Consider the following 14,568-nt stretch of genomic DNA (forward strand, 5'->3'; position numbering starts at 1 on the left):
TTGCGCAACCCTTTGATTGTTCTGGATACCGGCAGCCGATAGCGGCATTCCGCCAGCGGTTGCTGCATCGCCGCATGCCCGGCGCTGTTCAGCTGTGCTTTAGTTTGGATCGATCCACAGGGGAGGGGCTGGGACGGTCGTGAACCGATCCCGGTACCCGGATCAGCCGTCGTGCTACGCCACCACCCGTCCGTGCGTCCACCCTTTCCAAGAGCAATCACCCATGGCTCAGTCCGTTCGCAAGCGTCGTCACCTGCTGTCCCAGGCACTGGTCCTGGTCCTGTTTCCCCTGGCCGCTGGTGCACAGGAAGCGGCCAGTTCGTCCACCAAGGACTTGGACGCGGTCACCGTTACCGGTTCGCGCATCAAGCGCGCCGCGGTCGAAGGTCCGGCCCCGGTCAACGTGATCACCGCGCAGCAGATCCAGAAAGAGGGCTTCGTCAGCGTGTACGACGCGCTGAAGACGCTCACCGAAGCGACCGGTACCGTCGAAGCCGCCTCGCAGTGGGGTTCGCACACGCCAAATGCCAGCGGGCTGAACCTGCGCGGGATGGGCCCGAATCGCTCGCTGCTGTTGGTCAACGGCCGTCGCGTGGCCGATTACCCGCTGCCGTATGGCGGTGAAACCAATTTCTCCAACTACGGCAACATTCCGGCCGCAGCGGTGGAACGCATCGAAGTACTGACCGGCGGCGCCTCGGCCATCTATGGTTCGGACGCGATCGCCGGCGTGGTCAACGTCATCCTCAAGACCAACTACGACGGCGACGAAGTGCGCGTGCGTGGCGGTACCTCCACCGAAGGCGGGCGCGACACCTGGGACCTGTCATGGGCCGGCGGCAGGACCGGTGACAACTGGAGCGTGACCTACGCGCTGCAGTACACCAAGCGCGATCCCCTGTTCGGCCGCGACCGCCCGCAGATGGACGATGCCGATGATGCGCCGTATGCGTCCTGGAACATGGAGCAGCGCAAGGTCGGTTTCCGCCCCACCTCGGGCCTGGCGTTGATCGATCCGACGACGGGCCAGCGCCTGGCGCCGCCCACCGGTACCTGCGAGAAGTTCGACGGTGAGTACTACACGGCCGATCGACTGGTCTACAACTACGCCGCCAACCGCATCACCAACACCGGCAGCCTGTGCGGCATGAGCGCCGACTACGCCAACTGGCTGCTGACCGGTGGTGCCGAGAACGTGTCCGGCAACCTGTATGCCACCTTCGATTTCAGCAGCGACCTGCAGGCCTGGACCAACCTGGCGGCGTACCGCTCCGAAGCGATCTGGGGCACCAATCCACCCAGCGTCTCGCTGATCGACGATGACAACGGCTACTACTGGGATGCCAACCGCAACCGCCCGATCCTGGGCGTGCGCCAGTTCACCCCGAACGAAGTCGGCGGCTTGGACACCCTGCGCAACACCAACCGCGAGCTGTCATGGGACTGGAGCGCGGGCCTGCGTGGACGCCTTGCCGACAGCTTCGACTGGAGCGCCACGGTGGGCCGTTCCTACCATCGCGTGGAAGAACGGCAGAACGTGGTCGACAAGCAGAAGTCGTACGACTACTTCCTCGGCCCGCGCCTGGGCACCACCGCCAACGGCGAGGCGATCTACGCGCTGAACGAATCGCGCTGGTGGAATCCGCTCACGCCGGACCAGTACTGGCAGATGGGTGCGGTGGCCAGGAACCGCGCGTCATCGTGGGTCAACCAGGCCTCGGCGGATATCACCGGCGAACTGTTCCAGGGCTGGGCCGGCCCGATCTCGTTCGCCGCCGTGGCCGAAGTCGCGCAGCAGGGTTATCACCTCAGCCCGGACCCGCGCGCCGGCATCGACTTCGATCTGCAGAACGTCGATCGCGGTGGCGGCGAGCGCACCCGTTACTCGGCCGGCGTCGAGTTCAAGATCCCGCTGCTGGAGAGCGTGACGGCCACTGCGGCCGCCCGCTACGACCGCTATGGCAACTACAAGGCCGATGACAGCAGTGAAGCGCTGGATATCGGCAGCCAGAAGGAGACCACCTGGAACGTCGGCCTGGAATGGCGCCCGGTCGAATCGCTGCTGGTGCGTGGCTCGTACGCCACCAGTTTCCACGCGCCGGACATGCACTATCTGCTGGGCCAGCCGAGCAGTTCCGAAGTGCAGACCTATGACCGCCTGCGCTGCATCCAGAGCGGTGCCTACCTGGTCAACAACTGTGGCGTGGGCAACACCGATGTCTGGTACACCTTCGACGTGAACCGGCGTGGCACGCCGCTGCTGCGTTCGGAAACCGGCGATTCGTGGACGGTCGGCTTCGTCTGGGACGTGATGCCGAACCTGTCGGTCAGCGCCGACTACTGGGCGATCAAGCTGGAAGACATGATCGTCGATGTCGGCGCTGACGAGGTGCTGGCCAGCGAGGCCGGCTGCCTGACCGGCAAGAACATCGATGGCACGCCGTGGGCCAATCCGGCCGGTGGCGATTATTGCGCCGGCATCCTTGCCCGCGTGAACCGTGACAGCAGCGGCCGGCTGGTGTCGATCGAGCGCGGCCCGTTCAACCTGGCCAGCCGGGAAGTGCGCGGTATCGACCTGACTGCACGCTATCGCCTGGAAACCGCGCAGTGGGGCAGCTTCCAGCTGGGCCTGAACTACACCAACCAGATCTCGACCAAGGAACAGCGCTACGCCAACGACCCGAACCCGGAACGGCGCGACCGGGACCTGCGCAGCAAGCTGCGCGCGAGCCTGGCCTGGCAGCGCGGCAACTGGAACGCCAACGTCTATGCCGACCGCGTGGGTTCGGTGCCGGGCGTGCGCTATCACTGGGGCACCGATCGCCTGGACAATCCCGGCGGTTGCCTGCCGTTCGCCGACGGCTACGTGCCCAGTGACAGTCCGTCGCTGAACTGCCTGGAACCGGCACAGCTGCCGGATGGCTCGGTGAACCCTAACCCCAACGCGGGCCAGCAGACCTCGCGCTACTTCGGCCGGGTCGGGCCGTTCATCACCTGGAACGTCAACGTGGGTTACCAGGTGACCGAGCACGCCAAGGTCAATGTCTACGTCAACAACGTGTTCAATTCGGCCAGCTGGAACCACAAGGACCCGTACAAGCTGGACTATGACTTCGCCCCGACCCGGTTGCTGAGCGCGGTCGGCCGCGAGTTCGCATTGGAGTATGTGTTCACCTTCTGAGGAGACCGGCCTCCGCCGGTAGATCCACGCCATGCGTGGATGCGGAAACGGAACACCGGGGGCGGCGCCCCCCTTCAGGCATGCGGACAGGCTGGATTTGACCTTCCCACGATGGCAAGGTTTAGCCTGTCCGCATCCAGAAGGAAACCCGGGAATCCGATCATGAGCACGCCGCGCGCCGCTGCCGCCCCCGCCAGCCCCTCCACCATCAGCCTGCCCATCGAGGGCATGACCTGCGCCAGCTGCGTAGGCCGGGTCGAGGCAGCACTGTCCAAGGTCGAGGGCGTGGGCAGTGTCTCGGTGAACCTGGCCACCGAGCGGGCGGATATTCGTCCGTCGGGCCCGGTGGATCGCGCGGCGCTTGTCCAGGCAGTGGAGCGGGTGGGCTATGACGTGCCCGCAGCGACCACCGAACTGGCGGTCGAAGGCATGACCTGCGCTTCCTGCGTCGGCCGTGTCGAACGCGCGCTGTTGGCCGTGCCCGGCGTCAGCCAGGCCAGCGTCAACCTGGCCACCGAGCGCGCCACGGTGCGTGGCATGGCGGACGTGGCTGCGCTGGTCGCCGCGATCGACAAGGCCGGCTATGACGCACGTGTGATCGAGGCGGGTGTGCAGTCCGATGACCAGGCTGCGGAAAAGAAGGATGCCGAGCGCGCCGAACTGAAGCGCGACCTGATCGTGGCGGCCGCGCTGGCACTGCCGGTGTTCGTACTGGAAATGGGCTCGCACCTGATTCCCGGCATGCACGCATGGGTGATGTCCACCCTCGGCATGCAGGCCAGCTGGTACCTGCAGTTCGTGCTGACCGCGCTGGTGCTGGCCATTCCGGGCCGCCGTTTCTACCAGAAGGGGTTCCCGGCGCTGCTGCGGTTGGGGCCGGACATGAATTCGCTGGTGGCGGTGGGCACCGCCGCGGCGTTCGGCTATTCGGTGGTAGCGACCTTTGCACCGCGGCTGCTGCCGCCGGGCACGGTGAACGTCTACTACGAAGCGGCGGCGGTGATCGTCGCGCTGATCCTGCTCGGCCGCTTCCTGGAGGCCCGGGCCAAGGGCCGCACCTCTGAAGCGATCAAGCGCCTGGTCAACCTGCAGGCCAAGGTGGCCCATGTGATCCGCGACGGCCGCGCGGTCGACATCCCGATCAATGAAGTGCAGAGCGGCGACCTGGTGGAAGTGCGCCCGGGCGAGCGCGTGCCGGTGGATGGCGAGGTGGTTGAAGGCCGCAGCTACATCGATGAATCGATGATCAGCGGCGAGCCGATTCCGGTCGAGAAGCTGCCGGGCAGCAGCGTGGTGGGTGGCACGGTCAACCAGAAGGGCGCACTGACGGTGCGGGCGACGGCCGTGGGCGCGCAGACCCTGCTGGCGCAGATCATCCGCATGGTCGAACAGGCGCAGGGCTCGAAGCTGCCGATCCAGGCGGTGGTCGACAAGGTCACGTTGTGGTTTGTGCCGGCGGTGATGCTGGCCGCGCTGGCGACCTTCGCGGTCTGGTTGATCTTCGGTCCATCGCCGGCACTGAGCTTTGCACTGGTCAATGCGGTGGCGGTGCTGATCATTGCCTGCCCGTGCGCGATGGGCCTGGCCACGCCGACCTCGATCATGGTCGGAACCGGTCGTGGCGCCGAAATGGGCGTGCTGTTCCGCAAGGGCGAAGCACTGCAGCTGCTGAAGGACGCGCAGGTGGTGGCGGTGGACAAGACCGGCACGCTGACCGAAGGCCGCCCGCGCCTGACCGACCTGGAGATTGCTGCCGGCTTCGATCGCAACAGGGTTCTGGCGGCAGTGGCCGCGGTGGAGTCGCGCTCGGAGCATCCCATCGCCCGCGCGATTGTTGATGCCGCGACCGGGCAGGGCATCACGTTGCCGGGCATGGTCGACTTCGAATCGGTCACCGGCATGGGCGTGCGGGCCAGTGTCGAGGGTGCACGCGTGGAGGTCGGTGCCGATCGCTTCATGCGCGACCTGGGCGTGGACATCACTGCATTCGCAGCATTGGCGGCGGAACTCGGCACGCAGGGCAAGTCGCCGCTGTATGCCGCCATCGACGGTCGCCTGGCCGCGATCATCGCGGTATCCGATCCGATCAAGCCGAGCACCCCGGCAGCGATCGCGGCACTGCATCGGTTGGGCCTGAAGGTGGCGATGATCACCGGCGACAACGCCGGGACCGCGCAGGCGATCGCGCGCCAGCTCGGCATCGATGAAGTGGTGGCCGAGGTGCTGCCGGAAGGCAAGGTCGAGGCAGTGCGCCGGCTGAAGGCCACGCACGGCCACGTCGCCTTCGTTGGTGACGGCATCAACGATGCCCCTGCGTTGGCTGAAGCCGATGTCGGCCTTGCCGTTGGTACCGGCACCGATATCGCGGTGGAGTCGGCCGACGTGGTGCTGATGTCGGGCAACCTGCAGGGCGTACCGAACGCCATTGCGCTATCGAAGGCGACGTTGGGCAACATCCGGCAGAACCTGTTCTGGGCCTTCGCCTACAACACCGCGTTGATTCCGGTGGCCGCCGGCGTGCTGTACCCGGTCTGGAGCGTGCTGCTGTCGCCGGTGTTCGCGGCCGGTGCGATGGCACTGTCCAGTGTGTTCGTGCTGGGCAACGCACTGCGCCTGCGCCGCTTCCAGCCGCCGATGGCGGATGCCGCCGTTGCGACCCACTGAAGGAGAATCGCATGAATATCGGTGACGCCGCCAAGGCCTCCAGCGTGTCGGCGAAAATGATCCGCTACTACGAACAGATCGGCCTGATTCCTGCGGCGGATAGAACGGAGTCGGGCTATCGGGCGTATTCGCAGGCCGACATCCATCGCCTGCGCTTCATCCGCCGCGCGCGCGATCTCGGCTTCCAGGTGGCCGAAATCGGCGACCTGCTGGGCCTGTGGAACGACACGTCGCGCCACAGTGCCGACGTCAAGCAGCTGGCCGAGCAGCACATCGCCGACCTGGAACAGCGCATCGAGCACATGCGGCAGATGGCCGACACGCTGAAATCGCTGATCCGCTGCTGTGCCGGCGATGAGCGCCCGGAATGCCCGATCCTGCAGCGGCTGGGTGAAGACGATGAGGCTCCGCTGCCGGTGGAAGCGGCCAAGACCGGCGCGGTGCGCCGCCGCGCACGCAAGCACTGAGTTTTCATGTTCGCATGCACTGAAAAGCCCGCCCAGTGACAGTGCAGGGGGCGGGCTCCGCTGTGGCAGAAAGCAGGGGATCAGGCAGTGCGCGGCGGGAACCCCGCATCCTTCAGCGCGGCGAACACCTGCTCCTGTGATGCAGTGGTCTGCACCTTGACCAGGCCGGTCGGCGGATCGGCCACCACACTGGCGCTCGGATCGATCTGCTGGATCGCGCGGGTCACGCTGCGCGCGCAGCCGCCGCAGGTCATGCCGTCAACATGGAATTCCATCTGTAGCTCCTTCGGTGCTCGTGAGGTGAAACCAGTGTGCACCTTCCAACGATGGCAGGGTCAAGCAGGTGGCTGAACGGCGGTGCAGGCAAATGAAAACGGCAGCCGCCTGTACCAGCGCGGCTGCCGTGGAGGACCATTCCCGTCGGGGCGGGCAAGACTGCGCCGGGCCAGGCCCGGCGCTGCCTCAGAACTTCCAGTTCACGCCGAAATACAGCTGGCGCCCGGCGTACAGATTGGACAGCAGGCGGGCCTGGCTGTCGTTGCCGATGTAGCTGCGCAGCTCGGACTTGGTGGCGTTCAGTACGGCCGCGGTCACCGTCCAGTCCGGGGTGAGGTTGTAGGCCACGTTCAGGTCAAGCTGGCTGTAAGGCTTGGTGTAGGTGGTCATGCCATTGTTCAGGCCGCCGACCACTTCACCTCGACGGTTGTACGAGGCGCGCGCCAGGAACTTTTCGTTCTCGTAGAACACCGTAACGTTGGCCTGGTTCTTGGCACTGCCGACCAGCGGCGAGGAGCCGATTTCCTCGCCATCCAGCACGATCGAGGCCAGGTTGGTGTCGTTGTAGGTGTAGTTGGCCTGCACGCCCAGCCCGAAGTCGAACGTGTACTGGCCATACAGTTCCACGCCCTGCGACACGCCATCGCGGCCATTGGCCTGGGTCTCGTACTTCTGCACGGTGACCGACTGCCCGCCGACGTTCATCTGCTGGTCGCGCACCACCGGCACGGTGAAGTTGTCCACGTTCTTGCGGAACAGCGAAACACCTGCGACCGCGCCCGGCTTGAAGTACCACTCCAGGCCCAGGTCGAACTGGACCGCCTTGAACGGTTCCAGCGCCTTGTTGCTGCCCGAGCCGTACCAGCCGGGCGTGTCGGTGCCGCCGGTGACGCGGCGGTCGTTGGCGTACTCTTCGCTGATGTAGCGCAGGCCACCGGGATAGGCGATGCTGGTGTAGCTCGGGCGCGCGACCACCTTCGACGCCGCGCCACGCAGCACCAAGTTGTCGGTGATGTCCCAGGCAATGTTGAAGCTGGGCAGCACGTCGGTATAGGTCTTTTCCAGCGACGACAGGGCATACACCTTGTCGCGCACCTGCGGGTCGGGCAGGCGGACGAAGCCACCCTGGCAGCGCAGGTTCGGGTCGGCGGCCGGATCATCGCAGCTCATCGGCGCGCCGCTGGCGTTGTCGATGAAATAGTCGTTGAAGCGCTCGACCGAATCGCTGGACTGGGCGAACTGCTTGGTCCGCACCACGCGCACGCCGATGTTGCCGCGTACCCGCTCAGTGCGGAAGTTGGCCTGGAAGTAGCCGGAATAAATCTTCTCGTTGACGTCGTAGACGAAGTCTTCTTCGGTGCGGTTGTGCGAGCCACCGTAGGTCTTGTTCAGGTAGTCGATGTAGGCCGGGTAGTTGATGCCCGGGAACACGTTGGCGTTGAACGCGCCGGTGATGTTGCTGATCGGGTTGGACAGGAAGAAGCCCGGCTGCGCATCGCCTGCGGTCGGATCGCAACCGGCCTGGTAGCGGTTGTTGTCATAGTCGGACGGATCCAGGCCCGGGCACACCCAATAGGTGTTGCCGGTGTTGCGGTGGACCTTGCCATCGCGGTACTTGGCGCCGAACTGGATCGAATCCAGCCAGCCGGCCTCGAACAGCTTGGTGACGTCGGCCTGGAAGTAGTTCTGCTTGACCTCGGTCTGCATCCACGACGAATCGGTCGAGCCGGTATCGACTTCGGCCACGCCCGCCATCAACTGCTGCTGCAGGTCCGGCGAGAACTGCACCGACGGCGTGCCGGTCAGGTCCCAGGCGGTGTACTGGTTGCCGGACTGCCACTGGTTGCCAACCTTGCGGCGCGGCTTGGCCGACATGCGGAAATTCATCGACGGACCACCTTCGGACCAGGTGCGGCCGCCGGTGAACGAGGCCTTCCACAGCGGGCTGATATCCCAGTCGATGGTCAGGTCGGCGGTCTGCGACAGTGCCTTTTCCTTGCTGTATCCACCGGTGAGCTGCGGAGTGGGGATGGTGCAGTCGTCCGGGCCCCAGCCACCGGGTTCCAGGCCGGCTGCCGCTGCTTCTTCCTCACTGCAGTAATAGGTCTTTCCGGCCAGCTTCTGGTACTGCGCACCCGTGACGATGCTGCCACTCGGGTCGAAATCCAGGCCGTTGAGCAGGCGGCCGCCGGCCCAGTTGCCGTCCTGGTTGTAGCGGGCCAGGTTCCACTCCGGCACCTTCAGCATGTTCTGGGTGTAGTCACCCTGCAGCTCGAAGCGGAAGTAGTTCGCGGTCATCGTGACGTTGTCGACCGGCTTGAACTGGAAGGTCAGCTGGCCGCCCTTGCGCTCGCGCTTTTCTTCCTTCACCGCGAAGTTCACCGAGGTCGGCATGAAGAATTCGCTGTAGTTCTTGCCAGCCTGGTTGTTGAAGCCGGACTGGCCCCACCAGTAGTGGATGCCATCCTGCTTCAGCAGGTTGCCGTTGGCATCGCGGGCCGTGGTGCCATTGCCGTACCACTGGTAGTCCTCGGTGCTGGCTTCCATGGTGCGGGTGGTGCGCTTCTGCTGGGTCACGCCGACGAGGACGCCGAAGCGCTCATCCTTGCTGTGCCACGAGTACAGCGCGGACGCCTGCGGATCGACATCGTGGCTGGTATCGGAGGTGGTGCCCTCCAGGTTCACGTAGCCGGAGTTGGATTCCATGTCCAGCGGGCGGCGGGTATGCAGGATGACCGTGCCGCCGATGCCGCCTTCGTCGATGCGTGCTTCCGGCGACTTGAACAGCTCCGCGCTGGACAACATGTTCGATGGCAGCAGGGTGTAGTTGAAGGAGCGCGTCGCTTCGTTGTTGGTCTCCGACGAGGCGACGAAGTTGCCGTTCAACTGGGTCAGGGTCAGGTCCGGCGCGAGGCCGCGCACGCTGACACTCTTGCCTTCGCCACCGCTGCGGGTGATGACCACGCCGGGCACGCGCTGCAGTGCGTCGGCCACGTTCTTGTCGGGGAACTTGCCGACGTCCTCGGCGGTGATCACCTCGACCACCGCGTTGGCGTCGCGCTTCTGCTCGAGGCTCTTTTCAATGGCGTAGCGGTAGCCGGTGACCTGGACGCTGTCCAGGGTGGTGGCGTCCTGCGAGCCGGTGGAAGCGGCCTGTTGCGCGGCGGCGCCACCCGGAATGACGGCGGCGGCCAAGGCCAGCGCGATGGCCAACGACAATGCGTCCTGGCCATGCGTACGTGTTGAATGCTTCATTCCCATCTCTCCCTCTCTCATGGATTGATCCGGTGACGTGGCACGGACAACTTGAATCGATCTAATTTGAAGTGACTTTGTCGCTGTCGCCAAGCAACTGCCAGTGGCGCCGCGCGCGTGGCCTGGTACGTCCTGTTGCTGCTCCCCCAACTCCCGGCCATCGCAGCGTCGTCTTGGATCGATCTAAGCGATGGGCGGGCGTTTTGTAGCACGGGTCGCCCGCAGGCGCATGCTGCTGCGCAATATGGTACTGGCGTGGCGAAGGGATGACGGTTTGCTGAAATCAGTGAAATCGTTTTCGTGCGCAGGGGAGGGGGAGTTGGCAGGGCTGCGCCCTGCACCTGCGGTAGTGCCGGCCGCTGGCCGGCAACAGCCAAAGCCAAAGCCAAAGCGGCTCTGGGTTGTCTGTGGCTTGGCGGGGCGGTGTCGGATTGCGGGGACGCCGTAAACCCGTCCATGGGGGCTTGGCCGCGGCATCCATGCCGCGGACACCCCGCAATCCGACACCGCCCCACCTTCGACAGTTTCCCGGTGACGGTTGGATTGTCCTGGCGACGGAATGTGGAACGGCATGGGGTCAGATCCGTTTTCCGTTGGAAAACGGATCTGACCCCGATTGATTTCGTTATCCGACAGAGATTCATCCACGCATGGCGTGGATCCACAGATCGCGGAAATCTGTCGAAGGCGGGGTGGGTCCGGTTGCGGGGGGCCAGATCAGTCCGCGGCATGGATGCCGCGGCCAAGCCCCCAGGGATGGGTTTACGGCGTCCCCCGCAACCGGACCCGTCCCGCCATCCCTCAGGAAACCAGCTTTTGCTTCGGCCTTTGCTTCGGCTTCGGCTGTTGCTTCGGCAGGTGCAGGGCGCAGCCCTGCCGAACACCCCATCTCATGCTGCGCCGCAGAATGCATTCGGCTGAACCTGCATGCTCTACTTGAATCGATCTAAATTCACGGTCTGGTGGGTCGGGCGTCATTCCAGGGGGAGCTCTCTGCAGGTCAGGGCAGGGCTCAGCGGAACGGTGCCGGACGGCCCCGGCCGTCTGCCTCCGCGTCATCGACTACAGGAACCCGACATGCGTCCAGTGCCGTCCGCTCCCGCCGTCCCATTGTCCTCGCGCCCGCTGGTGCGCCTGGCCTGCCTGCTCGCGCTGTCGTCAGTGCCGGTGCTGCTGCAGGCCGCACCGGCCGCGCTGGAACGCGAGGTCAATACCTTCATCGGCAGCAAGGACGACGGCAACACGTTCCCGGGTGCGTCGGCACCGTTCGGCCTGATCCAGGTCAGTCCGATCGGCAGCCACTACTCGGGCTGGCGCTATGACGACGAGAAGATCCGCGGGTTCGGCCACTCCTTCCTGTCCGGCGCGGGTTGCTGGGAACAGGGCGGGCAGGTGTCGGTGCTGCCGGTGACCGGCTCGATCGGTCCGGGTGGCGATTTCGATACCGGCAATGCCAAGCAGTTCGACCACAAGGCCTATGCGTCGGCTTACACCCACGATGGCGAGGTCGGCCAGGCCGGCTACTACAAGGTGCGCCTGACCAGCTACGGTGGCATCGATGCCGAGGCGACCGCGCGTACCCGTGCCGCGGCCGAGCGCTACACCTTCAGCCAGCGCAGCGGCGATGGCCACGTCCTCGTCAACGTCGGCCAGGCTAACGAGCGCCATTCGGTGATCGGCAGCGTGGTCGATGTGGTCGGCGATCGTGTGGTGGAAGGCAAGCTGGTCACCAAGAGCTTCTGTGGTGGCCACCAGTACACCACCTGGTTCCGCATCGAGTTCGACCGTCCCTTCAAGGCGCATGGCACCTGGGGGGAGGGCGGTGGCCTGCCGGGCGCGCGCCACAGCATGGAAGGCGAGCAGAAGCCGAACGGCGCCTGGCTCAGTTTCGACCTGGCCAAGGGCCAGTCGGTGACGGCGGTCAGCGCGATCTCGCATGTGGACGCCGAAGGCGCGCGCACCAACCTGCGCGCAGAAGGCATGCAGAATGGGGCGCTGCTCGGCTTCGACCGCATGCGCGCGCTGTCCCAGCAGGCCTGGCGTGAGCAGTTGGGCCGGGTGCGCGTGCAGGGCGGCACCGCCGATGACCGCACCGTGTTCTACAGCGCGGTCTACCACGCGCTGCTGCAGCCGATGACCGGCAACGACGCCGACGGCCGCTACCGTGGTTATGACGACGGTATCCACCGCGCTGATGGTTGGACCTATTATGAGTACTTCTCGCTGTGGGATACCTACCGCGCGCAGAACCAGTGGCTGGCGCTGACCCGCCCGGACGTAGCGCGCGACATCGGCCGTACCCTGCTGGCGATCGACGAACAGGTCGGTTGGCTGCCGCGCTGGGGTTATGCCAACTTCGAGACCAACATCATGACCGGCGATCCGGTCACGCCGTTCATGGTCGACCTGTGGCGCTTCGGCGCGCTCAAGGGCCGTGAATCGCAAGCCTGGGATGCACTGCGCCGCAATGCCTTCGGCACGCCACCACTGAACTCGCGCATGGCCGGCCGTTCCGGCAACCCGACCTACCTGGACAAGGGCTATGTGGTCTACGACCGCGCGTTCCCGTCCAAGGGCATGGACGTCGACCCGCACCACGGCGGTTCGGCGACCTTGGAATACGCACTGGCCGACTGCGCGCTCTCGCAGATGGCCGATGGCCTGGGCCATGCGCAGGATGCGGCGACACTCCGTGAGCGTGGCCGCAACTGGCGCAAGGTGTGGGACCCGCAGGTGCGGGATGCCGAGACGGGTTTCACCGGCTTCCCGCGCCCGCGCACCGAGGATGGCCAGTGGTACACGCCGGCCGATGGCCACTACAGCCCGCGTTCGCACCACGGTTTCCATGAGGGCACGGCGTGGCAGTACCAGTGGCTGGCGCAGCAGGACGTGCCGGGCCTGGTCGAAGCGATGGACGGCCGCGAACAGGCCGGTCGCCGCCTGGATGCGTTCTTCGCGATGGACGCGCTGCAGGCCGATCCGCTCAATGCCGCCCGCAAGGCGTGGGTGGTGGGGCCGTACAGCTACTACAACCAGTTCCGCTACAACCCGAACAACGAGCCGGACCTGCACTCGCCGTGGCTGTACACGCTGATCGGCCAGCCGTGGAAGACCGCCGCCGTGGTGCGTGCCGCGCAGCAGTTGTTCACCAATGCCCCTAATGGCGTGACCGGCAACGATGACCTCGGCACGATGTCGGCCTGGTACCTGTTCAGCGCCATCGGCGTGTACCCGGCGGTGCCGGGCAGCGGCCAGTTCCTGCTGCACGCGCCGCGCTTCAGCAAGGTCGAAGTGGATATGGGCAATGGCCGAACCCTGCGCATCGACGCGCAGGGAGCCGATGGCCGCCGCCTGCAATACGTGCAGGGTGTGCGGGTCGACGGCCAGGCGCATGCACCGGTGTGGTTGGACTGGGACCGCCTGCAGCAGGGCCCGCGCCTGCAGTTCGCGCTCGACGCGAAGGCGCCGGAGCAGGGCTGGGGCACCGCGGTGAAGGACCTGCCGGTGTCCTGGTGCGCGGCACCGGGCAGCCAGCTGCGCTGAGCCGGACTGTGCCGTTCGCGCTGACCCAGCGAACGGCACGGCACGACACGGCCCTGATCCATTAGGCTTGAGCCTCCAGCGGAGTCCGGGAAGACGATGAACGACAACGGCAACAGTCCCAGCAAGCGCGCCGGCAAGGCGGTGACGGTGACCGACATCGCGCGCGCGATCGGCGTGTCACGGGCAACCGTGTCGCTGGTGCTGCGTGGCAGCCCGCTGGTCAACGTCGATACCCGCGCCAAGGTCGAGGCCGAACTGCGCCGCCAGCGTTACGTCTACAACCGCGCGGCGGCCAACCTGCGCCGTCGTACCTCGTCGAGCATCGCGCTGGTGATCAACGATCTCTCCAACCCGTTCTTCGCCGAGTTCGCATCGGGTGTGGACGAGGCGTTGGGCGGGCGTGGCTACGTGACCCTGCTCGGCAGCACGGGTGAATCGCCGGAGCGGCAGCAGGCGGTGCTGTCCACGCTGATGGAGCACACCCCGGCCGGCCTGATCCTGTCGCCGGCCGAGGGCAGCGATACCGCACAGCTGCGGCAGGCACTGGGTGCCAATGCCAACGTGCTGCTGTTCAACCGCGAACTGGCCGGGGCCGACTGGGACTTCCTGACCCTGGACAACCAGCACGGCGCCTATCTGGCCACGCGCCACCTGATCGAGCGCGGCCACCGCCAGATCGCGTTCTTCGGGGGCCACGCCGCATCCAGTTCCTGCCACCAGCGCCGCGCGGGTTTCCAGCAGGCGCTGGCCGAGGCCGGTCTTTCGCTGCCGCCGGGCTGGATGATCGAGTCGGCCCCGAACCGCCTGGAAGCGGCAGCGCGCACCGATGAACTCTTCGCCGACGGTCATCGGCCGAGTGCGGCGGTCTGCTACAACGACACCGTCGCGCTGGGCCTGATGCTGGGCTTGAACTCGCGCGGCATCCGTCCGGGCGGCGATTTCGCCGTCACCGGCTTCGATGATATTTCCGAGGCGGCGGTGGCCGTACCGCCGTTGACCACGCTCACCGCCGACCCGCGCGAGCGTGGCCGCCAGGCTGCGGCGCTGCTGTTGCAGCGGCTGGACGAACCCGACGCGCCGCCTCGGCGCACGGTCGCGCCGGTGCAGTTGCGCATCCGCGAAAGCAGTGCCGCACGACCGAACTGATTCCTTCCGCATACCCCTTCCACGCAACAACGACCT

The 14,568-nt window shown here is 66.0% G+C and carries 7 protein-coding genes; 5 read left to right on the top strand and 2 right to left on the bottom strand.

Annotated elements, in window-relative coordinates; genetic code table 11:
* Nucleotides 1–223: 223 nt before the first annotated feature.
* From ACM0O9_RS17620 to cueR, 3 genes are all read left to right on the top strand, one after another.
* Nucleotides 224–3,181, top strand: a complete 2,958-nt coding sequence (locus ACM0O9_RS17620; RefSeq protein WP_414603885.1) for a TonB-dependent receptor plug domain-containing protein — start codon at nucleotides 224–226, stop codon at nucleotides 3,179–3,181.
* 162 nt (nucleotides 3,182–3,343) lie between these two features.
* Nucleotides 3,344–5,845 (top strand): heavy metal translocating P-type ATPase, encoded by a 2,502-nt coding sequence (locus ACM0O9_RS17625; protein WP_414603886.1) that lies wholly within the window; start codon nucleotides 3,344–3,346, stop codon nucleotides 5,843–5,845.
* Nucleotides 5,846–5,856: 11 nt separating this feature from the next.
* On the top strand, nucleotides 5,857–6,312 hold the full coding sequence (cueR, locus tag ACM0O9_RS17630) for a Cu(I)-responsive transcriptional regulator (protein ID WP_065177589.1): 456 nt from the start codon (nucleotides 5,857–5,859) through the stop codon (nucleotides 6,310–6,312).
* An 80-nt stretch (nucleotides 6,313–6,392) separates the two neighbouring features.
* On the opposite strand, the gene ACM0O9_RS17635 is transcribed toward cueR, so the two are convergent.
* On the bottom strand, nucleotides 6,393–6,587 hold the full coding sequence (locus tag ACM0O9_RS17635) for a heavy-metal-associated domain-containing protein (RefSeq protein ID WP_065184972.1): 195 nt from the start codon (nucleotides 6,585–6,587) through the stop codon (nucleotides 6,393–6,395).
* Between the two features lie 187 nt (nucleotides 6,588–6,774).
* Nucleotides 6,775–9,849 (bottom strand): TonB-dependent receptor, encoded by a 3,075-nt coding sequence (locus ACM0O9_RS17640; protein WP_414603887.1) that lies wholly within the window; start codon nucleotides 9,847–9,849, stop codon nucleotides 6,775–6,777.
* Nucleotides 9,850–10,920: 1,071 nt separating this feature from the next.
* Between ACM0O9_RS17640 and ACM0O9_RS17645 the strand changes: the two genes are divergently transcribed.
* Together ACM0O9_RS17645 and ACM0O9_RS17650 are read left to right on the top strand one after the other, a co-directional pair.
* A complete protein-coding gene (locus ACM0O9_RS17645; RefSeq protein WP_065184969.1) occupies nucleotides 10,921–13,386 on the top strand; it encodes a GH92 family glycosyl hydrolase in 2,466 nt (821 codons plus the stop codon).
* 96 nt (nucleotides 13,387–13,482) lie between these two features.
* The gene (locus tag ACM0O9_RS17650; RefSeq protein WP_005416345.1) at nucleotides 13,483–14,532 is read left to right on the top strand and encodes a LacI family DNA-binding transcriptional regulator; all 1,050 of its coding nucleotides are present in this window, start codon (nucleotides 13,483–13,485) and stop codon (nucleotides 14,530–14,532) included.
* Nucleotides 14,533–14,568: the final 36 nt, after the last annotated feature.

Source organism: Stenotrophomonas sp. FR012, from assembly GCF_047520565.2.
GTDB lineage: Bacteria > Pseudomonadota > Gammaproteobacteria > Xanthomonadales > Xanthomonadaceae > Stenotrophomonas > Stenotrophomonas sepilia.